Genomic DNA, 25,265 nt, shown 5'->3' with positions numbered 1-25,265 from the left:
CAACGAGAGGAGGTACTGGCATGGCAGAAACTTACGATTGGAGCAAGATAGCGCAGAACACCAAGTATCTCGAACTGAAACGGAAGAAGAGGATATTCCTCTTCAGTTGGTGGTTCGCGTCAACGGTATTCTATTTCCTGCTGCCCATACTGTCGGGCTATTTCCCTGAGCTGTTCAAGGTCAAGATTGTCGGTGTCATAAACTTCGGTTACCTCTTCATTCTTTCCCAGTTTGTCATGGCCTTTGTCGTGGCAATCATCTACACGAAGACCGCCAATAACGAATTTGACCGACTGACTGACGAACTCGTCAGGGAAATCAGATAGGAGGAAAATCATGCATAACTATATGATTGCAACGCTGCTTGTTTTCCTGTCGCTGGCCACGGCCTCCGTTGCGGCCGAGCCGGCCAAGACATCAGTCCTGGCGCCGGTCGCCACTGCCCCGGTCAGTTCCGTTGCGGTTGCCAAGGATGCTCAGAAAGCGCCGGCACCGGCTCCAACCCAGGCCCCGGCACCAACCCAGGCCCCGGCAAAGGTCAAGCCCAACCGGGCAATTACTATCACCATGTTTATGGCGATAATTGCCATTACGCTCGGTGTCGTTATCTGGGCGGCCAAGCGCACCACGTCGGCTGCCGACTTCTACGCTGCCGGCGGTGGCATCACCGGTCTCCAGAACGGCTGGGCCATCGCCGGCGATTACATGTCCGCCGCCTCGTTCCTGGGCATGTCGGGCCTCATCTCCCTCTACGGGATTGACGGCTTCATGTATGCGGTGGGACCCATGTTCTCGTTCATCGCCATCCTGTTGGTGGTGGCGGAGCCCTGCCGTAATGCCGGCAAGTACACTCTGGGGGATATCCTCTCCTTCCGCGCCGCCCCGAAGACGGTGCGTGGCGTGGCCGCCATCTCCACGGTGACCGTTTCCCTGTTCTATCTCATCGCCCAGATGGTCGGCGCCGGCAAGTTGATGCAGGTACTGCTGGACATCCCCTACCGTTTCTCGGTCATCGGTGTCGGCGTGCTCATGGTGGCCTACGTTGTCTTCGGCGGCATGAAGGCCACCACCTGGGTGCAGATCATCAAGCCGGCCTGCTGATGACCGGTACGGTGCTGCTGGCATTTCTGGTGATGCTGAAGGCCGGCATGAACCCCATCGGCTTCTTCTCCGATATCGTGAGCAGCCAGAACATCCAGGATCACGTCAGGATGAACGTCCTGAAGGATGCCCTGCCCAAGCCGGGCTTTGACTACGGCCAGCGCTTCATGGAGCCGGGCCTGTTCCTCAAGAACCCGCTCGACCAGATATCCCTCGGTATCGCCTGGGCTCTCGGCGCAGCCGGTCTTCCCCACATCCTGATGCGCTTCTTCACCGTGCCCAACGCCAAGGAAGCCCGCAAGTCGATCGTCGTCGCTCTGTTCATCAACTCCAGCTTTTTCTTCCTTATCAACCTGATCGGCTTCGGTGCCGCTCTCTACCTTACTCCGCAACTGATCAGCTCGGTGGACAAGGGTGGGAACATGGCAACCCTGCTGCTGGCCCAGCACCTGGGTGGCGGTGCCGGTAGCATTGGCGGTGATGTGTTCCTTGCCTTCATCTGTGCAGTGGCCTTCGCCACCATCCTGGCAGTGGTTTCAGGCCTAGTGCTGGCGGCATCGGCAGCCATCGCCCATGACGTCTACGTGAACATCATCAAGGACGGCAAGGCCGACCAGCAGACCCAGGTGAGGGTGGCGCGTATCACCTCCCTCTTCGTCGGCATAGCTGCCATCGTTATGGGGCTGATGGCGGAGAAGGAGAACGTCGTGGCCCTGGTGGCCCTGGCCTTTGCCGTGGCTGCTTCCGGGAACTTCCCGGCGGTCATGCTGTCGCTGTTCTGGAAGAAATTCAACACCGCCGGCACCGTCGGTGCCTGGTGGTCGGCACCGTCTCGGCTCTGGCACTGGTGATGGTCTCGCCGGTGATGACCTACCCGCAAAAGATCGCCGACGATGCCAAGAAGGTTGTCGTCACCCTGGAGCAGAAGCAGGCCGAAGGTGCCGTGCTTGCCGAGAAGGACCTGAAGGCGCTGGAGAAGGCCCGGGTCGACTTCAAGAAGAACGACGGCGGCACCTCCATGGTGGGCCTCACGGCGCCGATCTTCCCGCTGAAGAACCCGGCCATCGTCTCCCTGCCGCTGGGGCTCTTTGCGGCCATTTTCTGCACCCTGCTGTTCCGTGATCGGCGGGCCGAGGAGATGTTCGACGAGATCGAGGTGCGGCAGATTACGGGTTTGGATATTGCCAAGGCCAGTGATCACTGATGTTGCCACGAACGCACCCCCGTGCTGCGGCACGGGGGGCTTCTTTGCCGTAACGCCGTTAGTAAACGTACCATTCGGGGAGGAGAGCAATGGGAGAGATGGAGCTGCAACGCTATGGAGTGCCATCGGCTGTCACGGGCGACGAGGGGATTCAGCTTCTCAACCGGCAGAGTAAGGAAGAGCTGATCAGGATCATCATTGACGACGCAAAGAACTGGCTAGCGCACGATGGCCTCTGGTTCCAGGCAGTCGAGAAGCGATACGGTATTGATGTTGCCATCGATGCAGATATCGAGGCGTGGAGATACTTCACGGTCATAGAGGCGAAGAGGATCATGGAGCGGCTCGGGTTGCGGCCTGGAGGGGGAATTCCTGCGCTTGTTGAGTGTTTGCGCCACAGGCTCTATGCACGATTGAACCTGCAGGATGTCATAGAGCAGAGCGACCGGCGGGTGATATTCCGGATGCTGGACTGCCGCGTCCAATCGGCTCGCAAGCGCAAGGGCCTTCCTGACTTCCCCTGCAAGGAGGTGGGGATGGTGGAATATGCTGAATTTGCCCGGGCGATCGATCCACGGATTACGACCCGCTGCATCGCCTGTCCGCCCGATGCTCACCCTGATACCTTTTTGTGTGCCTGGGAGTTTGTAGTAGGGGAATGATCCCAGGCAGAGCTTCTTGTCAGTGGAGGCGAGATACGCATCGACTGGTAAAGGGGGAGTGGGCAGTGGACGTGTCGAGCCGGGCAACCGTGGAAAGCGCCCTACAATACCGAATCGGGAGAACCGTTATGCATACAGCAACCCCTGAAATCTATCGCACCACTCACAAGGTCCGCTTTGTTACCGCTACCAGCCTCTTCGATGGTCATGATGCTTCGACCAATATCATCCGTCGCATCCTCCAATCGTCTGGCGCCGAGGTGATCCACCTGGGACACAACCGGTCGGTGAACGAAATCGTTACCGCTGCCATCCAGGAGGATGCCCAGGGGATCGCGGTTTCCTGTTATCAGGGGGGGCACCTTGAGTTTTTCAAGTACATCAAGGATCAACTGCGAGAGCGCGGTGCCGAGCAGATTAATATCTTCGGTGGAGGAGGGGGGGTAATCATCCCGGATGAAATCCGTGAACTGGAAGCGTACGGCATCAGCAAGATCTTCTCGCCTGAGGATGGCCGTCGTATGGGGCTGCAGGGAATGATCAACCTGATGCTCAAGGAGTGCGACTTCGCGCCGCAGCGGAATATCGCCGAGGAGATCACCAAACTGCAGCATCAGGACATCCGCGCCGTCAACACCCTTATTACCCTGGCGGAGCAGGCGGTGCACGACCATACTACCGGTTACGGCCCGCTGCGGGAGCAAATCCGCGCCTTGGCCCGCCCCGCACCGGTGGTAGGGGTGACTGGCACCGGCGGTGCCGGCAAGAGCTCCCTCACCGATGAACTGGTACGCCGTTTCCTTCGGGACTTCCCTGACAAGAGCGTGGCCATCCTGGCGGTGGACCCGAGCCGCCAGCGAACCGGCGGGGCACTCCTGGGGGACCGGATCCGGATGAATGCCATCAACACCAGCAAGGTCTACATGCGTTCCCTCGCCACCCGCGACTCCCATTCGGAGCTCTCGGCTGCCATCCGCGACGCCATCGACGTGGTCAAGGCTGCCGGCTTCGACCTGGTGATCGTCGAGACCAGCGGCATCGGCCAAGGGGACGCGAAGATCGTGGATATCGCTGATGTATCCCTCTATGTCATGACCTGCGAGTTCGGCGCCCCGACCCAGTTGGAGAAGATCGACATGCTCGACTTCGCCGACTTGGTGGCCCTTAACAAGTTCGAGCGCAAGGGGGCAGAGGATGCGTTGCGCAACGTGCGCAAGCAGTACCGACGTAACCGCAACCTGTTTGAGGTGGCGGACGAGGATCTGCCGGTGTATGGGACCATCGCTGCCCAGTTCAACGACCCGGGGACCAACGTGCTCTACCGGTCCCTCATCGACACCCTCAACCGCAAGTTGGATTTGAAACTACAATCGCAGTTGGTGATCACCGAGCGGGAGAGCCTCAAGCAGTACATCATTCCACCGGACCGAGTCCACTACCTCGGAGAGATCGTGCAGGTGGTGCGTGGCTACCGCAAGCGAGTGCAGGAGCAGAGCGCCGTGGCCCGCCGACTGTTCCAGTTGCAGGGGGCGAAGGAGCTGTTGGGCGACTCCCCGTCCCTTGCCGACCTGGATCAACAGATCGCCCAGCATGAAGCGCGGTTGCAGGAGGAGCCGAAGAAGATCCTGGCCGACTGGCCCTGCCTGAAGGAGACCTACGCCCGGGACCATCTGGTCACCAAGGTGCGGGACAAGGAGATCCGCAGCGCCCTCTACACCACCACACTCTCCGGGACGCGCATCCCCAAGGTCTGCCTCCCCAATTTCGCCGACTGGGGGGAGATCGTCCGCTGGAGCATGCTCGAGAATGCTCCGGGGCTTTTCCCGTTTACCGCCGGGGTGTTCCCGTTCAAACGGGCCGAGGAAGACCCGAAACGCCAGTTTGCTGGCGAGGGGACGCCCGAGCGGACTAATCGCCGTTTCCACTACCTCTGCAAGGATGACGACGCCAAGCGGCTCTCCACGGCCTTCGACAGCGTCACCCTCTACGGCGAGGACCCGGACTACCCGCCCGACATCTATGGCAAGGTGGGGGAGAGCGGAGTTTCCATCTGCACGGTGGAGGACATGAAGAAGCTCTATGCCGGCTTCGACCTCTGCGCCCCCAATACGAGCGTTTCCATCACCATCAACGGCCCGGCGCCGATGATGCTCGCCTTCTTCTTCAATGCCGCCATCGATCAGCAGGTGGAGCGGTTCAGGGGGCAGCACGGCAGAGAGCCGAGCGGCGCCGAATATGCCGAGATCAGGAGCTGCACCCTGCAGACCGTGCGCGGCACGGTCCAGGCCGACATCCTCAAGGAGGACCAGGGGCAGAATACCTGCATCTTTTCCACCGAATTCGCCTTGAAGATGATGGGGGATATCCAGCAGTACTTCATCGAGCAGAAGGTGCGCAACTACTACTCGGTCTCCATCAGCGGCTACCACATTGCCGAGGCAGGCGCCAACCCGATTTCCCAGCTCGCCTTCACCCTCTCCAACGGATTTACCTACGTGGAGTACTACCTGTCGCGGGGGATGCATATCGACGACTTTGCGCCGAACCTTTCCTACTTCTTCTCCAACGGACTCGATCCGGAGTACACGGTGATCGGACGGGTGGCCCGTCGCATCTGGGCGGTGGTGATGCAGGAAAAATACGGTGCCAACGAGCGGAGCCAGAAGCTTAAGTACCACATCCAGACATCGGGGCGCTCGCTGCATGCCCAGGAGATGGACTTCAACGACATCCGTACGACGCTGCAGGCCTTGATGGCGATCTATGACAACTGCAATTCTCTGCACACCAACGCCTATGACGAAGCGGTCACCACCCCCACCGAGGAGTCGGTGCGCCGGGCCATGGCGATCCAGATGATCATTAGCCGGGAGTTCGGACTGACGAAAAACGAGAACGCCTGTCAGGGGTCGTTCATCATTGAGGAATTGACCGATTTGGTGGAAGAGGCGGTGCTTGCCGAGTTCGAGCGGATCGACCAGCGGGGCGGGGTGCTGGGAGCCATGGAGACCCAGTACCAGCGCTCAAAGATCCAGGACGAGTCCATGCTCTATGAGAGCAAGAAGCACTCCGGCGAACTCCCGATCATCGGGGTCAACTGCTTCCTCAACCCGCGTGCAGGCGAGGGGGGGCAGCAGGTGCCTAGCGAACTGGCCAGGGCCACCAAGGAGGAAAAGGAGCAGCAGATTCGAAACCTTAAGAAGTTCCACGAACTGAACCGGGACGAGGCCCCGGCCGCCCTCAAACGTCTGCAGGAGGTGGCCACCAGTGGGGGCAACATCTTTGCAGAATTGATGGAAACCGTAAAGGTTGCGTCACTAGGGCAGATTAGTCATGCGCTCTACGAAGTCGGCGGCAAATACCGGAGGAACATGTAACGGGATGACGCGCCATGACCAGACCCCTTGACACATCACTGACTACTACACTCCCCTTTGCGAGCGATTTGGCGCTTCGTCGCCGCTTCACGGTGATTGACGAGGAAATCCGGGGGAACTTCCGCTTCGGCCTGCTTCTTGAGCATCTGGATATTTTGGCCGAACAGACGGCGCTGGCCTATGTGCGGCGGACCCATCCGGAGGGGCGGGTGGTCACTGCGGCCATCGACAACATCGTGGTCCGGCATGTGGTGGACGTGACCCGTGACATCGTCTTGCAGGCCAGAATCAACCATGTGGGGCGCTCCTCGCTGGAAATCGGCATCCGGGTGGAACATCCTGCCATGGCACCTGGAGGGGGAGGGGAACTGCACATCGCCTCGTGTTACTTCACCATGGCCGCTCGGGAAGGGGCCGAGGCGGGGGAGAGTCTGCCGCTCCCTCCCCTGGAATACCTGGACTACCTGGAGCAGCAGCGGGCGGCCAAGGTGATGGCCGGCCGCGAGGAGTACCGGCAGCAGCAGGCTGCCTTGCAAGCCCCTCCGAGCCGGGAAGAGTACGATCTGCTGAGCCGGATGCACCAAGCCCAGGAGGAGCCGGGTTTTGCCGGCCTTGTCGCAGGCCGGCTGGTTGCCGACGCATGGGAGCGGATGTATCCGGAGCAGGAGTACGTGCCGCAGCGGGTCTTCGGTGGCTACCTGGTGCGGCGGGCCTATGAACTGTCGGGAATCTGCTCGGAACTGGTAGCGCCGGATCGCTCCATCATCGCCGCCGTGAACCGGATCAATTTTTTCCATCCCGTCCGCCTTGGAGACAAGCTGCACTTCACCAGCCGGGTGGTATATACCGCGGAGAGCTTCGTCTGCGTCGAGGCGAGCATCGAGCGGATCAGTCGCGACCGCTCTAGCAAGGCCCTCTCCAACTCCTGTCTCTTCACCTTTGTCAATGTGGACCGGGACCTGAACCATCGGCCGGTCCCTGCCATCTTCCCGACGACCTACCGAGAAGATGCCCGTTACCTGGAGGCCCACCGGAGCCTGCAGGCGCTCACCGGCCACTATCCTATGCTCTAGGAGGATGAGAATGGAATTACTGCAGGCTCTCCAGGATCGACGCAGCATCAGGAAGTACAAAGACACACCGGTGGGGCGCGAAGCCGTCGAGCATCTGCTGGAGGCGGCCCGCCTGGCCCCGTCGTGGAAGAATCAGCAGTGCTGGCGTTTTCTGGTGGTGACCGATGCTGCCAAGCGGGAGAAAATCCTGGCTGGATTCGGAGATGACAACCCGGGGAAAAAGGGGATCGCGGCCGCACCGGTGACGATCGTGGTCTGTGCCGACCCTGCCGAGTCGGGGATCGAAAACGGGATTCACTATTATGTTGCAGACACGGCCATGGCCCTCGAGCACCTCTGCCTGGCTGCGACGGAAATGGGGCTTGGCACCTGCTGGATGGGGCTCTTCAACGAAGACCTGATCCGGAAGGGGCTGGGCATCCCCCCCACGTTCCGGATTGTCGGCATCACCCCCCTGGGTTATCCGGACCAGGACCCGAAGCCGCGGCCCCGCAAGCAACTCAACGAAATTGCCTACTTCGAAAAATGGGGGGAAAACTGATGCCGATCAGAGTGGAATCCGAGCAGCGGATCATCCGACTGCAGCAGGAACTGCGCACCAAGGAGATCGACGGGGCGCTCTTCATCTATCCGATTGATATCTATTATTTCACCGGCACGCGTCAGAACGCGGTTCTCTGGGTGCCGGCCGAAGGGAACCCCCTCCTGCTGGTGCGCAAGAGTCTCGCCAGAGCCCAGGAGGAAAGCCTGGTCGCCGACACCCGTCCCTTCCCGTCGAGCAAGGAATTTCCGGCCCTCTTCAAACCAACTATCCGGAGGGTCGGTTTTACCTTCGACGTGGCGCCGGTCCAGCAGTGCAACTTCTACGCGAAGCTCCTGGAAGGGAAGGAGTTTGTCGACGTTTCGGCCATCAACCGGGAGTTGCGGTCAGTCAAGTCGGCCTGGGAGTTGGAGCGGATGCACGAGAGCGGTGTCCGCTTGTGCGAGGTGTTCAGCCAGGTTCCCCAGTTCCTGCGGGCAGGGATGCGGGAGATCGACCTGGCGGCCGAGTTCGAGTGCCGCCTGCGCAAGGCCGGCAGCGAAGGCTACGTGCGGATGCGGGCCTTCAACCAGGAACTGTTCCAGGGGCTTGCCGTGTCCGCTGCCACCTCCGGCCAGCCCGGCTTCTTCGATGGCGCGGTCACGGGGCGCGGCCTCTCCGCCGCCTCACCTCATGGCCCATCCACCGCCACCGTCGCGGCAAACACCCCGATCCTCATCGACTATACGGGGGTCTTCAACGGCTACATCGTGGACATGACCCGGATTTTCGTCATTGGCAACCTTGAACCGACCCTGCGCCGCGCCTTCGATGCCGCCATTGCTATCCAGCAGTACCTCAGCGCTAACCTGAAGCCGGGCGCCATCTGCGAAGAGTTGTTCCTCGCCGCGGCCGACATGGCCGAACAGGCCGGTCTCAGCCGGAACTTCATGGGTGCCCCTGGGGAGAATGCCCGCTTCGTCGGGCATGGCGTCGGACTGGAGCTGGACGAGTTCCCGGTCATCGCCCATGGATTCAAGGTGCCGCTTAAGGCAGGCCAGACCGTTGCCATCGAACCTAAATTCGTGTTCCCCGACCTCGGGTGGTGGGTATCGAGAACACCTTTGCGGTAAGCACAGGGGGAGGAGTGAAGATAACCGACCTGCCGGACGACATCGTCTTCCTTTAGTCTGAAACACCATCACACCTGCGCCGAAATTCACCACTTCAGGGGTGTATTTCGGATAACTCTTTGCCGTGCCTAATCTGTTTGTTCTGCCATGGTGTTATAAAATGAGGGGTAGCCGACGGGTGCCCCTCTTTTTTCTGATTCCCCTCAATACGCCCATATAGATGTGTTGTCGATGAAATGGCGGGCACTATTCGCGAATAAGGGACAATGCTTTTTGAAAAAGCGCACAATGCTATAAAGGTGTTTTATTGGTGGTTGACATGAACGTAAACGTACAGTATGCTGGGCTTAAAGTTCCCGACTGGAGGTGGATGATGAGTGATGTGTTTGTTGTAGATGCCTTAAGAACCCCATTTGGGTCCTTTAATGGCATGCTGGCGGACGTGACGGCGCCACAGATGGCGACAACGGTTATGCAGGGGCTGTTGACTCGGACCGGCCTGGCAGCGGACAGGGTCGATGAGGTGATCGTGGGGCAGGTGTTGTCGGGTGGCTGCGGCCAGGCGCAGGCGCGGCGCGGGTATTCCCGATTCGGCGCATGCCCTGACAATCAACAAGGTCTGCGGCAGTGGCCTGAAGGCGATCATGCTCGGTGCCGACGCATCCGGCTCGGGGACTCCCAGGTAGTGATTGCCGGGGGGATGGAAAGCATGTCCCTTGCCCCCTACGTCATGCAGAAGGCCCGTACTGGCTACCGGATGGGGCACGGCCAGCTTCTCGACCTGATGATCTATGACGGGCTGACAGACCCTTACACAGGCAGGCACATGGGGGAGATCGGCGAGGCAAGCGTTGCCCGGTTCGGCCTGAGCCGGGAGGAGCAGGACGAGTTTGCCGCCCGCTCTTATCAGCTAGCCCAGGCTGCCGTAAACGGCGGTCTGTTCGTCGACGAAATTGTCCCGGTCGTAAAGCAGAGCAAGAAGGGCGAGGAGGTGCTGGCCACCGACGAAGAGCCGTTCAAGGGCGATCCGGCAAAGCTAGCGCTGTTGAAGCCGGTCTTCAAAAAGGACGGCACCATCACCGCCGGCAACGCATCTACCATTAACGACGGCGCCGCCCTCGCGCTGCTCACCGACGCCGATGGCCTGAAGAGGCATAACCTGAAGGCGAAGGCCCGCATCGTGGCCTGCGCCACTGAAAGCCGCCATCCGGACAACTTCCCGGATGCACCCATCGGCGCCATTGAGAAGGTCGTGGCCAAGGCCGGCCTGACCATGGGCGACATCGACCTGTTCGAGATAAATGAAGCGTTTGCTTCCGTAGTGTTGCTGGCGATCAAGGCGCTCAAACTGCCGCTGGACAAGGTTAACGTAAACGGCGGCGCCTGCGCCATCGGCCATCCGATCGGTGCCAGCGGCGCACGCCTGGCGGCGACGGTTATCCGCGAACTGCACAAACGCCAACTGCGCTACGGTCTGGCCACCCTCTGCATCGGTGGCGGCGAAGCGGTGGCAGTCATTTTTGAAAGAGTCTAGGAGGAAATTATGATCACGAAGATGGGGGTGCTCGGTGCAGGCCAGATGGGAAACGGTATCGCCCATGTCTTTGCCCGGTTCGGTTACGACGTAGTTCTGTTCGATATAGCCGAGGTGCAGTTGGCCAAGGCGGTGGCAACCATCCGCCAGAACCTGGAGCGGCAGGCGAAGAAGGAAGTCATCCCCGCCTCCCTCGTGGAAGAGACCATGGGACGGATCAAAACTACCATGGCAATGGAGGATCTGGCATCGGTCGATTTTGCGGTAGAAGCGGTCACCGAGCATGAGCCGCTCAAGCTGGAGATCTTCCGGAAACTGGACAGTATCGTCCAGGCAAGTGCGTATCTCGCCACCAATACCTCGTCTATCCCGATCACGAAGATCGCAGCGGTCACCAAGCGTCCGGAAAAGGTGATCGGCATGCACTTCATGAACCCAGTGCCGGTGATGAAGTTGGTGGAGATCATCCGTGGCCACGCCACCAGCGACGAGACCTTTGGCGTGACGTTCGAACTGGTGGCCAAGCTGGAAAAGGAGATTGCCGTTTCCCAGGACTATCCGGGCTTCATTGTCAACCGCATCCTGATGCCTATGATCAATGAGGCGGTATTTGCCCTTTATGAGGGGATCGCCACTGCAGAGGACATCGATAAAGGGATGAAGCTTGGGACCAACCAGCCGATGGGGCCGCTTACACTGGCCGACTTCATCGGCCTCGACACCTGCCTGGCGATCATGAACGTGCTGTACGACGGGTTCAAGGATCCGAAATACCGCCCATGCCCGCTGCTGGTTAAGATGGTGAACGCCGGGTATCTGGGGCGAAAGTCTGGAAAAGGCTTTTACGTATACCAATAAAGGGGACGGTTTGAGATGGAATACAAAAACCTATTGATCGAAAACGACAACGGCATCGTCACCCTCACCATCAACCGCCCGCAGGCGCTCAATTCGCTCAATAGCGAAACGCTGACCGAGCTTGGTTGTGCCCTCTACCAACTGGAGTACGACCCGGCTGCAAAGGTGATCATTCTCACCGGAGCAGGGGAGAAGGCGTTCGTGGCTGGCGCCGACATCAAGGAGATGTCGGAGATGTCCGCCTATGAGGGGCACCAGTTCGGTCGCAAGGGCCAGAACGTGATGCTGGCCATGGGGAAGATGAGGACCCCGTTGATTGCAGTTGTTAACGGATTTGCCCTCGGCGGCGGCCTTGAGCTGGCCCTCGGCTGCGATTTCATCTATGCATCGGCCAAAGCCAAGCTCGGCTTCCCTGAAGTTACCCTCGGCATTATGCCCGGCTTCGGTGGCACCCAGAACCTGCCAAGGCTGATCGGCCCCAACAAGGCCAACGAGCTGATCTTCACCGGGAAGGTCATTACGGCTGACAAGGCGCTGGCCTGGGGGATCGCCAACGAAGTGTTTCCTCCTGAGGAGCTTATGGCCAGGGCGAAAGAAACGGCGGCAGCCATCGCCGGTGTCGGTCTCCTGGGCGTTGCCTACGCTAAGGATGCCATTGCCAATGGCCTGAACATGACCAAGGAGGATGGGTTCCGTTACGAGGCATCCCTCTTCGGCGTGCTGTTCGCCACTGCCGACCAGAAGGAGGGGATGGGAGCATTCGTGGAAAAGCGGAAAGCGGCATTCACCGGCAAGTAATCCGAAGGCGTGCGTAAGGGAGCGATCTATGAACTTTGAACTGAACCAGGACCACAAGGTATTGCAGGACAGCGTGCGCGACTTCGTCAACAAAGAGATCAAGCCGCTGGCGGTAAAAATCGACGAAGACCACGCCATCCCCGATGAACTGGTCGCGAAGATGAGTGAAATGGGCTTTCTCGGCAGCTACTTCCCCGAGGAATATGGTGGGGCCGGGCTGGACATGCTCTCCTATGCCATCGTAGTAGAGGAAGTCTCCAAGGCCTGCGGATCCAGCGGCGTGCTGATCTCTGCTCATACCTCCCTGTGCTCCAATCCGATCTATGTCTTCGGCACCGAAGAGCAGCGGAATGAGTGGCTGCCGGATTTGAACAGCGGCAAGAAGATCGGCTGCTTCATGCTCACCGAGCCCAATGCCGGATCAGACGCCGGCGGCACCACCACCATGTACAAGCGTGAAGGGGACGAGTTCGTCATCAACGGCAGCAAAACCTTCATAACCAACGGCGGCTACCTTGGCACCGCCATTGTGATCGCCTCCTTCGACCGCAGCCTTAAACACAAGGGAATTAGCGCCTTTATCGTCGATCTTTCCTCGCCCGGTGTGACAATCTTGAAGAATGAGAACAAGATGGGGATTCGCGGTAGCTACACCACTGCCTTCGCCTTCGACAATCTGCGTATCCCGGTGGGAAACCTGCTCGGCCAGGAAGGGAAGGGATTCAACATCGCCATGGACACCCTGAACGGCGGGCGTATCGGCATCGCATCCCAAGCGCTCGGCATCGCCGAAGGGGCCTTCGAGCGGGCCCTGGCCTACTCCAAGGAGCGTAAGCAGTTCGATCAGCCGATCTGCGAGTTCCAGGGGATCCAGTTCAAGCTGGCCGACATGTGGACCCGGATCGAAACCAGCAAGCTGCTGACCTATCGGGCAGCCTGGCTCAAGGACAACAAGAGGAACTACACCATGGATTCGGCCATGTGCAAGTTGCACGCCTCGGAAACGGCAACCTATGTCACCAAGGAGGCGATGCAGATACACGGTGGCTACGGCTACATTGCCGACTACGAGGTGGAACGGATGTACCGCGACGCCAAGATCACCGAAATCTATGAAGGGACGAATGAGATTCAGCGGGTGGTGATCTCGAAACTGCTGTTGTCATAGGAACGTCCTTATTCCCGCCATGCCGGCGTCGCTCGCTTGTGACATCCAATCGACGCCACCGCGCTCCTCCTTGGCGCCTTGGCCTGACGAACCTATGAACGGTCCACTAAAGGAGTAATGTGTATGGAAGTCACTCGCGAAATCTACTGGAACATCGGCCACGGCGTGGTGCTCCCCATGTACTCCCTGAGCATGGCAGCGTTCGCCTGTATGGCCTGGGGGGTCTGGAAGAGGCTTCCCATCTACCGCCAGGGGAAAGCACTCGACCGGTTCGATCGCTATGATGAGCGGGTTAAGCGGATGATCGGCGAGATATTCGGCCAGGAGAAGGTAGCGCGCGTCCGGGCTGGAGGCCTGCCGCACTCGCTCTTCTTATGGGGGGGGCTGACCCTCTTTGCCGGCACCCTGCTCGTGATGTTGCAGGCGGATTTTTTCACCCCCCTGATGGGGGTCAACCTCCTTTCCGGCAAGTTCTACAAGGCCTTCTCCCTAGTGCTCGACCTGGCCGGGTTGACGGCGCTCATGACGCTCGGCGGGCTCTTCTGCCGCCGGTTCGTAAAGAAACCCGAAGGGCTTGAAACCGTCGACCAGGATTACATCATCCACCAACTGCTCTTTGCCATCCTGATCACCGGCTTCCTGATCGAGGGAGCGAGGATGGCCGTCACCGAACTGTCCCAGAACCCGGACCTTGCCCGCTTCTCGCCGGTCGGTTATCTGGTTGCCCACCTCTTCACCAGCTTTACCGAAGATTCGATCAGAACCATGCACAAAATATTCTGGTGGATCCATTTTGCGCTGGTGCTCGGCTTTTTCTGTGCCATCCCCTACAGCAAGCTGCGGCATATCGTCACCACCAGCCTGAATGCCTTCTTTGCCCCGCTTGAACCGAAGGGGGCGCTTGCGACGATCAACATGGAGGATGAGAACACCGAGCAGTTCGGTGCAGCCGCCATCGGCGACCTCACCTGGAAGGATATCTTCGACGCCGACGCCTGCACCACCTGTGCCCGCTGCGAGGACCGCTGCCCTGCGCACACCACCGGCAAGCCGTTGTCGCCGATGAAGGTGATCAAGCAGATCGGCGAATTGGCCAAGACCACTCCTGATGCCAGCCTGATCGAAACCGTCGGCATAGATGCAATTTGGTCCTGCACCACCTGCCGGGCCTGCCAGGACATCTGCCCAGCCAACAACGAGCATGTCAACAAGATTCTGGAGATGCGGCGCAACGTGACCCTTATGGAGGGGGCCTTCCCGGGAGAGGAGGTGCGCACCGCAGTCAGCAACATCGAGGTGAACGCCAATCCGTTCGGCCTCGCCTTCGCTGCCCGCGGCGACTGGGCGGCCGAACTGCCGGTGACCCTGATGGAGAGCGGGGAAGCAGTCGACATCCTCTACTTCGTAGGCTGCTATGCCTCCTTTGACAGGCGCAACCGGGAGGTTGCCGCCAGCTTTATCAAAATCTGCGCTACGGCAGGGGTCAGAGTCGGCATTCTCGGCAAGGAGGAAAAGTGCTGTGGCGAGCCGGTCCGCAAGCTCGGCAACGAGTACCTCTACCAGATGCAGGCCACCGAAACTATCGAACTGATCAAGGGGTACGGAGTAAAGCGGATAGTCACCACCTGCCCTCACTGTTTCAATACCCTCGGCAGGGATTACAGGGACCTGGGGCTTGATCTGCCGGTGGAGCATTACACCACCTTCCTTGCCGGACTCCTGAAGGGGGGACGGCTTGCGCTGACGCCGGAGCCGTTCGTCGCCACCTACCACGACTCCTGCTACCTTGGCCGTTATATGGATATCATAGATCAGCCCCGCAGCATCATCTCCGCGGCCGGCGGCAGAATTCAGGAAATGGCCCAGTCCGGGTACGACAGCTTCTGCTGCAGCGCCGGCGGTGGCAGGATCCTTGCCGAAGAGAAGATCGGCAGCAAGATCAGCGAAAAGCGAGTCGGCATGGCCCGGGATACCGGGGCACCCCTGTTGATAAGTAACTGCCCGTTCTGTCTAGCCATGTTTGAGGACGGGATCAAGACCGGCGGGCACGAAGGTGAGCTTGTTGTGAAAGATTTGGCGGAAATCGTTGCCGCAAGACTTTAGGGAGGAAGCCATGAAACTGCTTGTCTGCGTCAAACAGGTTCCGGACATGGAATCGCGCTTCAAACCGAACGGCCAGGGGACGTGGTTCGAGGAGGCCGACCTGGCCTGGCGAATGAACGAATACGACGAATACGCCGTCGAACAGGCAGTCCAACTGCGGGAGCAACTGGGGGATGCCGCTGAGCTGACCGTGCTCTCCATCGGCCCGGACCGGGTGGTAGAGGCGATCAAAAAGGCCCTGGCCATGGGGTGCGACAAGGCGGTCCATGTGGTGGACGATGCAGTTGCCGGCAAGGACCCCTGGCAGATCGCCGCCATCATTACCGCCCATGCGAAGGGGGTTGGGTACGACCTGATCTTCACCGGCATGCAGTCCCAGGACCGGGGTTCAGCACAGGTAGGGGGCACCGTGGCGGAAGAACTGGGGTATGCCTGCGCCACCACCCTGGTCGGATTTACCTATGATAACGGCACCATTACCGCCAAGCGGGAGCTCGAGGGGGGGATCAAGGGGGTAGCCAGACTCGCCACCCCCGCCTTGGTTACCTGTCAACTCGGGCTCAATACCCCGCGCTATCCGACGCTTCCCAACATCATGAAGGCAAAGAAAAAAGAGATATTGAGCATTCCGGTTGCCGATCTGCTGACGGTCGATCCGCTTGCGGTCACCGCCAGTTTCCATCCCCCGGCCAAGAAGGGTTGCGGCGTCATCCTTGAAGGTGATGTGGGGCCGATGGTGGACCAACTGCTCGGCATACTCAAAGAAAAAACCGCGGTTCTGCGGTAGGAGGCGATTATGAAAGCGCTATTGATCGGTGAATACCGCGAAGGGAGACTGCTTGATACCACCTATGAACTGTGTGGTTTCGCCCAGGCGCTTGGGGCTGAAACCGCAATGCTCCTGGTGGGAAACGCCACTCGACTGCCAGCCTATGGCGGCACCCTCTACCTGGCAGATGCCGCTGCTTGCGGCGAATACCACCCAGACCTGCACAAGCAGTTGATCCTCGACGCAATCCAGAAAGAAAACCCGGACTACGTCGTCTTTATGCACTCCTCCTATGGCTGGGATTTGGCCCCGCGGGTGGCTGCCCGGCTGAAGGCGGCCCAGATATCGGAAATCATCGCCATCGTAAACGGCCAGTTCGAAGTCGGCTGCTGCAACGCCAAAATGCGCCGCACCATAAAGCCGTCCACTCCACGGGCCGTCCTTACCATCCAGGCCGGCGCCTTCCCGGCGGTGCAGCCGGGGGGGGCCCCCAGGTGCAGCAGGTAAGCGCCACGGCAGACAGCCGTGTCAGTTTTGTCGGCTACGAGCCGGCCGAGGCCAAGGATGTCGACCTGGCACGGGCCGAGGTGATCGTCACTGCCGGCAGGGGAATCGGCAAGAAGGATAACGTGCCGGTAATCCAGGCCCTGGCCAAGGCACTCGGCGGCGAGCTGGGGGCAAGCCGCCCGGTGGTGGATGCCGGCTGGGTGGACCACAGTCACCAGGTCGGGACCACCGGGCAGACGGTCAGCCCCAAGCTGTACATCGCCTGCGGGGTAAGCGGGGCGATCCAGCATCTCGCCGGCATGAAGAAGTCCGACTTCATCGTGGCCATCAACAAGGACAAGGACGCCCCGATCGGCGAAATCGCCGATGTGCTGGTGGTGGCCGATGTCATGCAGTTCATCCCCGCGCTGACCGCCAAGGTTGCCGGCTGATGCTGGAGTACGGGCTGGTCCAGGTCTATACCGGCAACGGCAAAGGCAAGACCACTGCCTCTCTCGGGCTGGCCCTGCGCGCAGTCGGGCGCGGCATGCGAGTCTGCATGATTCAGTTCATCAAAGGGGGAGGGCCGTATGGCGAACATATGGCTGCGGCGAAGTTCTCCCCCCTTCTCACCATCCATCAGACCGGCCGGGATACTTGGTTATTTCGGGACAACCTTGACCCCGAGGATGTGCGGATCGCCCGCGAATCGCTGGATCTCGGACGGCAGGTGCTGACCGGCGGCGCATACGACCTGGTGATCCTCGACGAGATCAACGGTGCCGCCTGGTTCGGACTGATATCCGCGGATGACATCCTGGCACTGATCTCCCGGAAGCCGCCGCAGGTGGAGCTGGTCCTGACCGGGCGAAACGCTGACAGCCGCGTGATTGATGCCGCTGACCTGGTGACCGAGATGGTGGAGGTCAAACATTACTACCAGCAGGGGGTCCAGGCCCGGATCGGGATTGAGAAGTAGAGAAGGGGATGCAATACAACCACTCATGGGAATACGGGTTGCAATCCAGCCCTGAACTTCACCGCTCCGGCGGCGGTCCAGCGCCTATCGCGACTGGGGCAACGGTGACCACGGTCGAGCCGTGTGCCCGGCACATGGCGGCTGACCGGGAGCAGTGGGGACAGGGGCAGGTGTGGCGGTCAAGGCATTCTGAGCGGTGCGACGCACACAACTCACGCATCGAAGGAGGATTTTATGTTTCTGGAGCTCAGCGAAGAGCAGAAACTGATCCAGGAAGCGGCCCGCGATTTTGCGAAAAACGAGCTGGAGCCGGTGGCGGCCGAGTTAGATCGGAGCGGCGACCGGACGCCGCTCATGGCCAACCTGAAGAAGCTGGCGAATCTGGGATTCATGGGGCTGAACGTCAAGGATCAGTACGGCGGCGCCGAGGCCGGTGTGGTCGCCTTCAGCGTGGCCATGACCGAGCTCGCCCGAGCCTGTGCCTCCACAGCGGTGACCGTGTCGGTGAACAACATGGTCTGCGAGGTGATCCAGTCCGTCGGCAGCGAAGAGCAGAAGCGGGCGTATATCCCGAAGATCTGCTCAGGCGAGTACGCTGCCGGCGGTTTCGGTCTCACCGAGTCGGTGGCCGGCTCCGACCCTTGCGGCATGGTCACCCAGGCGATCAAGGATGGCGACGACTACGTGCTGAACGGTTCCAAGATCTTCATCACCAGCGCCCCCTATGCCGGGGTGTTCGTGGTCTGGGCCGTCACAGACAGGAGTGCCCCCAAGGGGAAGGGGATCAGTTGCTTCCTGGTCGAGCAGGGTACGCCGGGGTTGATCATCGGCAAGGAGGAGAAGAAGATGGGGCAGCATGCGTCTGCCACCAACGAGTTGATCTTTGACAACTGCCGGGTGCCGGCCTCAGCCATGATGGGCACGTTGAACGACGGCTACCGGATCGCCGTTGGCGAGCTGACCGGCGGGCGGATCAGCATCGGCTCGCTGGCGCTCGGCATAGGGCTGGCAGCCATGGACTACGCCACCAAGTATACCACCGAGCGGAGTCAGTTCGGCCAGAAGATCAGCAGCTTCCAGGCGCTCCAGTGGATGATGGCCGACGGCTATACCGAGCTGGAAGCGGCCAGGCTCCTGCTGATGAGCGCCGCATGGCGCAAGGAGAACGGCAAGAGCTACGCCAAGGAGGCCTCTATGGCTAAGCTCTATGCCACTGAGAGTGCCAACCGCTGCTGTTACAAGGCAATGCAGATGCTCGGCGGATACGGCTACACCAATGACTACCCGATCGAGCGGTTTACCCGCGACGCACGGATCACCTCGATCTACGAGGGAACAAGCGAAATACAGAGATTGATCATATCACGAGAGATTCTACGGACATTTGCATAGTGTCCTTTCGTTTGAATCGATAACGCAGGTTGCGCAGAAGCTGCCATCTTGCCGCACCCGGAGAAGGCCCCGCAGAGGCGTAGCAGCGCTACGCCGCACAAGGAGGCTTGCGAGGATGGCGGAACAATGGCTGGTCTTCAGCAACCTGCCAAGGGAGGAGCGCATGAGCGACGGCAAGCGCATTACGTTGCAACAGGCCGCCGAGATCATCAAGGACGGTTCCCGCATCACCTTTTCCGGCTTCACCATCTGGCGGCGGCCAATGGCGATCGTCTACGAGCTGATCCGCCAGCAGCGTAAAAACCTGCACCTGGTCGAGGTGAACGGCGGTTCCCACACCGAGTTCCTTGTCGGCGCAGGCTGTGTCGACATCTGGGAGTCGTGCTGGGTCGGGCATGAACTGTACGGCAAGTACGGCGCCAACCTCTCCCGAAAGGTAGGGAGCAAGGAGATCATTGTCGAGGACTACAGCCATGCGGAAATGATGTTCCGCTTCGCCGCTGCAGCCCAAGGGGCCCCCTACGCCGTGACCCAGGCATCGCTGGGCACCGACATCCACAACCCGGAATACGACATGCTCGGCAAGGCAGGGCGTCGCGACGGCGTCCGGATACCGAAACACAAATACCTCTTTGCCGACGATCCGTTCTTCAACGGTGGCGATCAGGTGCTGCTTCCGGCCGCCAAGGTGGATGTCGCGGTGATGTGCGTCCAGCAGGTCGGGGAAGAAGGGACGGTGAGGGTCAATGGTCAGTACTATTCCGATCCAGAAGTTGCCCGGGCCGCGGACATCACCATCGTTATGGCCGAGGAGATCGTGCCGGAGGAGTACCTGCGCCGCAACGCGGACCAGAACACTGTCGTCAGCTTTGAGGTGAACCATATCGTCGAGTGCCCCTTCGGCGCCCACCCCACCGGGATGTTCGGCAGGTACGATGTGGACGGCCCCTTTCTCAAGGAGTTCTATGCCCAGACCCGTACCCAGGAGGGGTTTGATGCCTTTGCCAAAGAGTGGATCTTCGGCCAGGACCATCTCGGCTATCTGAACAAGCTCGGCTGGCCCCGCATGCTGGGGCTCAAGGCGAACACGGCGCTGAATTACAGCCCCCGCAAGAAGAAGGGAGGGAACTAGGATGAGTGAGTACGCACTGCCCGAAGAATACGGCCTGGCCGATCTCCTTTGCTGTGCCGCCTCGCGCGAGGTGCAGGATAATGAAGTCGTGTTTGCCGGCACCGGCCTGCCGATGGTGGCGATCATGCTGGCCCAGAAGACCCATGCCCCCTTACTCAAGCTGATCTTCGAGGCCGGCACCCTGGATGGCCGTCCGCCTGAGATCCCCACATCCGTCGGTGACGCCCGTTGTGAAATGGGAGCCTCCCGCGCCTCAGGACTCTTCGATGCCTTCAGCATCGCCCAGCGCGGCTATGTGGACCTCGGTTTCCTTGGCGGCGCTGAGGTGGATGTCTACGGCAACGTCAACACCACGTGCATCGGCGACTATCTGAACCCGGAACTGCGGCTCACCGGCAGCGGCGGCAACCCGGATATCAACTCCTTTGCCCGGCGAACGGCCTTCATCATGGTGCATGAAAAGCGTCGCTTCGTAGAGAACGTCAGCTACATTACCAGTCCGGGCTGGCGGGTGAAGAAATGGCCGGGCGGCGATTTCGTCCACCGGCGTGAACTGTACGGTGCAGCGTACCGCGGTGGCCCGTCGGTGGTGATTTCCACCATGGGGGTTTTCAGGTTTGATGGTGATACGGGAAGGATGTTCCTTGACACCTGCCATCCGGGCAAGACACCGCAGGAGATCAAGGACCAGTGCCAGTTCGACCTGGATATTTCCCGGGTGAACGGGGAGACGCTTCCGCCTACTCGCGAGGAGTTACGCCTTATTCACGAAGTGCTTGACCCTGATGAGATATTCATCCCCAAAGTGAAAAAGGGGTAATGGATGACACAACTCAAGGAACATCCGGGAAATCTGGTGGAAATCCTGAAAATTCGGGACAGATTGGGCAGATTCGAATTGTCATCTTTACGGGCATAACACAACCAATGGCGAATATTGGCGCCATTAATGCAGTCACGTACATACCTCTCATTTGCATCCTCCGCTTGTTTATCTGGGAAATATCTAACTGCGTATCCAACCCGACGGAACATTTCTACCAACCATTAGTTCGCAATCCGCACCCTTTCGCCCATGCGTATCCGTCCTGCGGGCGGATACGCCTACTTCAGCCTCTTAAACTCGATTTCCTTCAAATACCCGTTCCGTACAGCGTATCTGACTGAAGGTCCGCCTTTACGGTTTCAAACTCCTCGACCGCTGTGCCGTGTGCCCTGCCGTTATCGCTAGCGTCCCGGCAATGTGTACGCAATACGCACAGTCCCGCCCCAGCGAGTCCCGGCGGGCGGAGTATGAAAACGGGTCTTTGATGCGCCTGGTTTCATTCACCCCATTCGTTAGAGTGCAGTTCGTGCGGGTGCGCGCGACCCGCTCATGCCACATAAGCGGGTCCATCAGTACCGTCGTGCCGCCCCGTGTGACCAACCGGCATAAAATCCGATAGTGTTGGCCCATTAAAATTTATATAGTTATTGTCGCCGCGACTATTTCAAGCCGGCCGGATATTGTCAAGGCAGGGAAATCCCGATAAGTCACTGGGGTCTCCGTTAAATCGGGACGGGAAATGGAGGGGGTGCCGTCCGGCCGCCTCTGATCAGGCTGGAGACGGTTCTTGCGCGCAATTGTGGCTAGCCCGAAAACCTGCTACAACAGAGCGCGTGTTCTGTCATGGTATGAAGGAGAGAGCTTATCCCCCCCCGGTTCTACGTTGCAACGGTCGAGCCAGTCACCTCTGGTGACGGCTGCATCGTCCGGATTGCCAACGCCTCGACAATCCATTCCCATACGCTCGACACATGGCGTCACCCTGTTCCGGCGCCGCACGAAGCAGTGGCCGCTGCCGGACGCCCGGCCCCGGCGGGAAAGGGCGCATTCCGCCCCGTGGTGCAGTGCCGTGCACATGGTTGGAAAACACGGCGGAAAAAGCCCCGCGGAGCGCGCGGCGGCAGTCCGGCCCCTTGTGCGGCTGCCCCCCCGGCGAGGGGACTGCTTCGAAGAGCCTCCGGCATCGGGTGTAGTGAGGACGCTGTGACGCTGAGAGTTATTCTTGTTGATGACCACAGGCTCTTTCGGGAGTGCGTGCGATCGCTCCTGGAGCGCGAGCCAGGCATCGACGTGGCCGGAGAGGCCGCAGACGGCCGCGACGCGCTGGAGTTGGTCCGCTGCGTGCGCCCCCATGTGGTGCTGATGGAGGTGATGATGCCCGGGGTGAGCGGTATCGACGCCACCAGGATCATCAGGCGCGAGCATCCGGGCGTTGCGGTGCTGGGTTTTTCCGCGCGCCAGGAAACGGCATGCGTGGTCGGGATGCTCAAGGCAGGCGCTTCGGGTTATTTTCTCAAGAGACTGGCGACCTCCGCCGAGCTTGGCCGCGCCATCAGGGCCGCTGCCGATGGTGAAATCTATTTCGGGCCGAACATTCCGCAGATTATCGTCACGCAGTACTTCTGGCGCCTTCCCGAAGAAGTCGCTGCCGGGTCGCCGGGGCTCAACCCCAAAGAGCGGCAGATGCTGGCGATGATCGCGTCGGGCAAGAGCAGCAAGGAAATCTCGTTTGATCTCGGCCTGAGCCTGAGGGCAGTTGAAGTCCAGCGGACCAGGATCATGAAGAAGCTCAGCCTGTTCAGCGTTGCCGAACTGACCAAATACGCCCTCCGCGAGGGCCTTGCCACCTTGTAACACCCCGTTCCCCCGTTTTTTCCCCACGCTGGACCGCTCTCCGCATTTTTTGCCGGGAATTGCGCATCAATTCGTGCGTAAACCCTGATGCAGCCGCTTGCAGGCAGGCCGATACAACTTAAAGATTTTCTTAATTGCGTGATCCGTCATGGCCGGACACGCCGTTCAATGCCCGCCACGTCACAACCAGAGGAGGTACGTGCAATGCAGTGGTACTACAACCTGAAGATTGCAGCGAAGCTTCTGTCCGGATTCATCCTGGTCGCCATTGTCGCAGGGGTCGTCGGTGCAATCGGGATTGCCAAGATCAAGGCAATCGACGAGGCCGATACGGCCATGTACGAACTGAACACCAAGCCCATGGGGCCGATCCTGGCCACAGCGGTGGCATTCCAGCGCATCAGGATCAATTATCGCGACATTGCCCTGGAGGACAATGCAGCAGTAAAGGCGAAATACGCCGGCTCGATCAAGGATATGAAAAAGACGATTGATGAAAGTTTGCCCGAGATCGAAAAATCCCTTCAGTCCGAAGAGACCAAGAAGTCTTTTGCGGAGGTCAAGGCCAGTCTGGCAAGGTTTGAGCCTAATCTCGAGAAGATTGTTGCCCTGGCCATGGCCGGCAAGAACAGCGAGGCCGTGGCCTATATGCGGAACGAGTCCGTGGCGGCCTCGGCCGTCGCCGTGGATCAAGCGATCCAGGGGCTGGTGGATATCAAAATCAACCTGGCGAAAAAGAAGTCCGAAGAGAATTCGGCCGCAGCTGCATCGGCAGTGAACATGACCGCCATCATCCTCGCCTGCGGCATGGCCGTGGCCATAGGGCTGGGGATTTTCCTCTCCCGCATCATCAGCCGTCCGCTCCGCGATGCGGTGGATGTCGCGACAAAACTCGCCGGCGGCGACCTGTCGGTGAGCATCGAGGCCGCCAGCACGGACGAGACGGGCCAGCTCCTGATGGCAATGCAGAACATGGTGGATACGCTCAAATCCTTCCGGGAGCAGTTGGAGGTTCTGATCAGTGCCGCTGCCGACGGCGAGCTCGACAGGCGGGCCGACGCCTCCCAGTTCTCGGGCGGGTGGCAGGCGCTGGTGCAAGGGGTGAACGATACCGTCACCAACATCGTCGATCCCCTCATGGTTACCGCCGATTACGTGGACCGGATCAGCAAGGGGGACATGCCGCCGGCCATTACCAAGCAGTCCAAGGGGCAGTACAACCTCATCACGCAAAACCTCAACACGCTCATCGAGGCGACCAACAGCATCGTTCGGGCCGCTCAGCAGGTTGCGGGCGGTGACCTCACCGTGTCGCTCACGGTGCGCTCCGACCGGGATGATCTGATGAAGGCCCTGTCCGCCATGGTCAAGAAGCTCTCCGAAGTGGTCGCCGACGTGATGAGTGCCGCCGACAACGTGGCCGCCGGCAGCCAGCAGATTTCCGCCAGCTCCGAAGAGATGAGCCAGGGGGCCAGCGAGCAGGCGGCAGCGGCTGAAGAGGCATCGAGCAGCATGGAGCAGATGAGCTCCAACATCCGGCAGAACGCCGACAACGCCACCCAGACCGAGAAGATCGCCCTCAAGAGCGCCGTTGACGCCAAGGAGGGCGGTTCCGCGGTAACCGAGACCGTCGAGGCCATGAAGGAAATCGCCTCCAAGATCTCGATCATCGAAGAGATCGCCCGACAGACGAACCTGCTGGCGCTGAACGCTGCCATCGAAGCGGCCCGTGCCGGCGAGCACGGCAAGGGCTTTGCGGTGGTGGCGGCCGAGGTCAGAAAGCTTGCCGAGCGGAGTCAGAGGGCTGCCGGCGAGATCAGCGACCTGTCGGCCTCCAGTGTTGAGGTGGCGGAGAAGGCCGGGGAAATGCTGGCGCGGATCGTGCCGGACATCCAGCGTACCGCGGAACTGGTGCAGGAGATCAGTGCCGCGTGCAAGGAGCAGGACACGGGCGCGGAACAGATCAACAAAGCGATCCAGCAGCTTGACCAGGTGATCCAGCAGAACGCCGGCGCCAGCGAAGAGATGGCCTCGACCTCAGAGGAGCTGGCCAGCCAGGCCGAGCAGTTGCAGGCTACCATCTCATTCTTCAGGATCGATGAGCGGATGATGGGTGCCCGCCCCGCTGAGACGGCCCGTCGCCCCATCGGCAGGAAAAAGCCGGCCGTGTCCCTCTCGGGCCATGTCCTTGCCGGCAGTTATCATGCCGAGTCCCCTAAAAAGGCGGTTGGTGCGGGCGGCGTTGACCTGCACCTGGCCAGCGACCACCTGGACGGAGAGTTCGATACCTATTAGG

16 protein-coding genes and 5 pseudogenes are annotated in these 25,265 nt (G+C 60.1%); 20 read left to right on the top strand and 1 reads right to left on the bottom strand.

Annotation, left to right across the window (positions count from 1 at the left end):
* The first annotated feature begins 20 nt into the window (after nt 1-20).
* The 18 genes and pseudogenes from A2G06_13120 (at nt 21) to A2G06_13035 (ending at nt 21,109) form a co-directional block, all read left to right on the top strand.
* A complete protein-coding gene (locus tag A2G06_13120) occupies nt 21-326 on the top strand; it encodes a hypothetical protein (protein ANA41049.1) in 306 nt (101 codons plus the stop codon).
* Nucleotides 327-336: 10 nt separating this feature from the next.
* Nucleotides 337-2,305 (top strand): annotated as a pseudogene (locus A2G06_13115) (cation acetate symporter).
* A gap of 89 nt (nt 2,306-2,394) precedes the next feature.
* Nucleotides 2,395-2,967 carry a hypothetical protein gene (locus A2G06_13110; protein ANA41048.1) on the top strand — a complete coding sequence of 191 codons (573 nt, stop codon included), beginning with the start codon at nt 2,395-2,397 and terminating at the stop codon, nt 2,965-2,967.
* 128 nt (nt 2,968-3,095) lie between these two features.
* Nucleotides 3,096-6,344 (top strand): methylmalonyl-CoA mutase, encoded by a 3,249-nt coding sequence (locus tag A2G06_13105; GenBank protein ID ANA41047.1) that lies wholly within the window; start codon nt 3,096-3,098, stop codon nt 6,342-6,344.
* A gap of 14 nt (nt 6,345-6,358) precedes the next feature.
* Nucleotides 6,359-7,417 carry an acyl-CoA thioesterase gene (locus A2G06_13100; GenBank protein ANA41046.1) on the top strand — a complete coding sequence of 353 codons (1,059 nt, stop codon included), beginning with the start codon at nt 6,359-6,361 and terminating at the stop codon, nt 7,415-7,417.
* A gap of 10 nt (nt 7,418-7,427) precedes the next feature.
* Complete coding sequence (locus A2G06_13095) at nt 7,428-7,958, top strand: nitroreductase (protein ANA41045.1); 531 nt, start codon at nt 7,428-7,430, stop codon at nt 7,956-7,958.
* A pseudogene (locus A2G06_13090) lies at nt 7,958-9,126 on the top strand (peptidase M24). The gene A2G06_13095 and the pseudogene A2G06_13090 overlap by 1 nt, the downstream one beginning before the upstream one ends.
* Nucleotides 9,127-9,443: 317 nt before the next feature.
* Nucleotides 9,444-10,604: pseudogene (locus A2G06_13085) on the top strand (acetyl-CoA acetyltransferase).
* 9 nt (nt 10,605-10,613) lie between these two features.
* Nucleotides 10,614-11,462, top strand: a complete 849-nt coding sequence (locus A2G06_13080) for a 3-hydroxybutyryl-CoA dehydrogenase (protein ANA41044.1) — start codon at nt 10,614-10,616, stop codon at nt 11,460-11,462.
* Nucleotides 11,463-11,477: 15 nt separating this feature from the next.
* Nucleotides 11,478-12,260: an enoyl-CoA hydratase gene (locus tag A2G06_13075; protein ANA41043.1), complete on the top strand. Its 783-nt coding sequence runs from the start codon at nt 11,478-11,480 to the stop codon at nt 12,258-12,260.
* Nucleotides 12,261-12,288: 28 nt separating this feature from the next.
* A complete protein-coding gene (locus tag A2G06_13070) occupies nt 12,289-13,428 on the top strand; it encodes an acyl-CoA dehydrogenase (GenBank protein ID ANA41042.1) in 1,140 nt (379 codons plus the stop codon).
* Between the two features lie 123 nt (nt 13,429-13,551).
* Nucleotides 13,552-15,531, top strand: a complete 1,980-nt coding sequence (locus tag A2G06_13065) for an electron transporter (protein ANA41041.1) — start codon at nt 13,552-13,554, stop codon at nt 15,529-15,531.
* Between the two features lie 10 nt (nt 15,532-15,541).
* Nucleotides 15,542-16,318 carry an electron transfer flavoprotein subunit beta gene (locus A2G06_13060; GenBank protein ANA41040.1) on the top strand — a complete coding sequence of 259 codons (777 nt, stop codon included), beginning with the start codon at nt 15,542-15,544 and terminating at the stop codon, nt 16,316-16,318.
* 9 nt (nt 16,319-16,327) lie between these two features.
* Nucleotides 16,328-17,238 (top strand): annotated as a pseudogene (locus A2G06_13055) (electron transfer flavoprotein subunit alpha).
* Nucleotides 17,235-17,765: a cob(I)yrinic acid a,c-diamide adenosyltransferase gene (locus A2G06_13050; protein ID ANA41039.1), complete on the top strand. Its 531-nt coding sequence runs from the start codon at nt 17,235-17,237 to the stop codon at nt 17,763-17,765. Before A2G06_13055 ends, A2G06_13050 begins: the two are co-directional and overlap by 4 nt.
* Nucleotides 17,766-17,999: 234 nt before the next feature.
* The gene (locus A2G06_13045) at nt 18,000-19,157 is read left to right on the top strand and encodes an acyl-CoA dehydrogenase (GenBank protein ID ANA41038.1); all 1,158 of its coding nucleotides are present in this window, start codon (nt 18,000-18,002) and stop codon (nt 19,155-19,157) included.
* Between the two features lie 163 nt (nt 19,158-19,320).
* Entirely contained in the window at nt 19,321-20,289 is a 969-nt protein-coding gene (locus A2G06_13040; GenBank protein ANA41684.1) for a CoA-transferase, read from the top strand.
* A gap of 1 nt (nt 20,290) precedes the next feature.
* Entirely contained in the window at nt 20,291-21,109 is an 819-nt protein-coding gene (locus tag A2G06_13035; GenBank protein ANA41037.1) for a glutaconate CoA-transferase, read from the top strand.
* A 284-nt stretch (nt 21,110-21,393) separates the two neighbouring features.
* On the opposite strand, the pseudogene A2G06_13030 reads toward A2G06_13035, so the two are convergent.
* Nucleotides 21,394-21,619, bottom strand: a pseudogene (locus tag A2G06_13030) (hypothetical protein).
* A gap of 750 nt (nt 21,620-22,369) precedes the next feature.
* On the opposite strand from A2G06_13030, the gene A2G06_13025 reads away from it, so the two are divergent.
* Complete coding sequence (locus tag A2G06_13025; GenBank protein ANA41036.1) at nt 22,370-22,969, top strand: hypothetical protein; 600 nt, start codon at nt 22,370-22,372, stop codon at nt 22,967-22,969.
* Between the two features lie 204 nt (nt 22,970-23,173).
* Nucleotides 23,174-25,264 (top strand): hypothetical protein, encoded by a 2,091-nt coding sequence (locus tag A2G06_13020; GenBank protein ANA41035.1) that lies wholly within the window; start codon nt 23,174-23,176, stop codon nt 25,262-25,264.
* The last annotated feature ends 1 nt before the right edge of the window (nt 25,265 follow it).

The sequence above is a fragment of the Geobacter anodireducens genome (assembly GCA_001628815.1).
Lineage (GTDB): Bacteria > Desulfobacterota > Desulfuromonadia > Geobacterales > Geobacteraceae > Geobacter > Geobacter anodireducens.
Note: the sequence above shows the minus strand (reverse complement) of the source record. Positions and strands in the feature narration are given on the sequence as shown.

Excerpts from the sequence above, each read along its gene's own strand:
- A2G06_13040 (ANA41684.1), top strand. The coding sequence starts at position 19,321 with ATGAGCGACGGCAAGCGCATTACGTTGCAACAGGCCGCCGAGATCATC.
- A2G06_13070 (ANA41042.1), top strand. The coding sequence starts at position 12,289 with ATGAACTTTGAACTGAACCAGGACCACAAGGTATTGCAGGACAGCGTG.
- A2G06_13045 (ANA41038.1), top strand. The coding sequence starts at position 18,000 with ATGTTTCTGGAGCTCAGCGAAGAGCAGAAACTGATCCAGGAAGCGGCC.
- A2G06_13035 (ANA41037.1), top strand. The coding sequence starts at position 20,291 with ATGAGTGAGTACGCACTGCCCGAAGAATACGGCCTGGCCGATCTCCTT.
- A2G06_13075 (ANA41043.1), top strand. The coding sequence starts at position 11,478 with ATGGAATACAAAAACCTATTGATCGAAAACGACAACGGCATCGTCACC.
- A2G06_13110 (ANA41048.1), top strand. The coding sequence starts at position 2,395 with ATGGGAGAGATGGAGCTGCAACGCTATGGAGTGCCATCGGCTGTCACG.
- A2G06_13060 (ANA41040.1), top strand. The coding sequence starts at position 15,542 with ATGAAACTGCTTGTCTGCGTCAAACAGGTTCCGGACATGGAATCGCGC.
- A2G06_13020 (ANA41035.1), top strand. The coding sequence starts at position 23,174 with ATGCAGTGGTACTACAACCTGAAGATTGCAGCGAAGCTTCTGTCCGGA.
- A2G06_13065 (ANA41041.1), top strand. The coding sequence starts at position 13,552 with ATGGAAGTCACTCGCGAAATCTACTGGAACATCGGCCACGGCGTGGTG.
- A2G06_13095 (ANA41045.1), top strand. The coding sequence starts at position 7,428 with ATGGAATTACTGCAGGCTCTCCAGGATCGACGCAGCATCAGGAAGTAC.
- A2G06_13105 (ANA41047.1), top strand. The coding sequence starts at position 3,096 with ATGCATACAGCAACCCCTGAAATCTATCGCACCACTCACAAGGTCCGC.
- A2G06_13080 (ANA41044.1), top strand. The coding sequence starts at position 10,614 with ATGATCACGAAGATGGGGGTGCTCGGTGCAGGCCAGATGGGAAACGGT.
- A2G06_13100 (ANA41046.1), top strand. The coding sequence starts at position 6,359 with ATGACCAGACCCCTTGACACATCACTGACTACTACACTCCCCTTTGCG.
- A2G06_13120 (ANA41049.1), top strand. The coding sequence starts at position 21 with ATGGCAGAAACTTACGATTGGAGCAAGATAGCGCAGAACACCAAGTAT.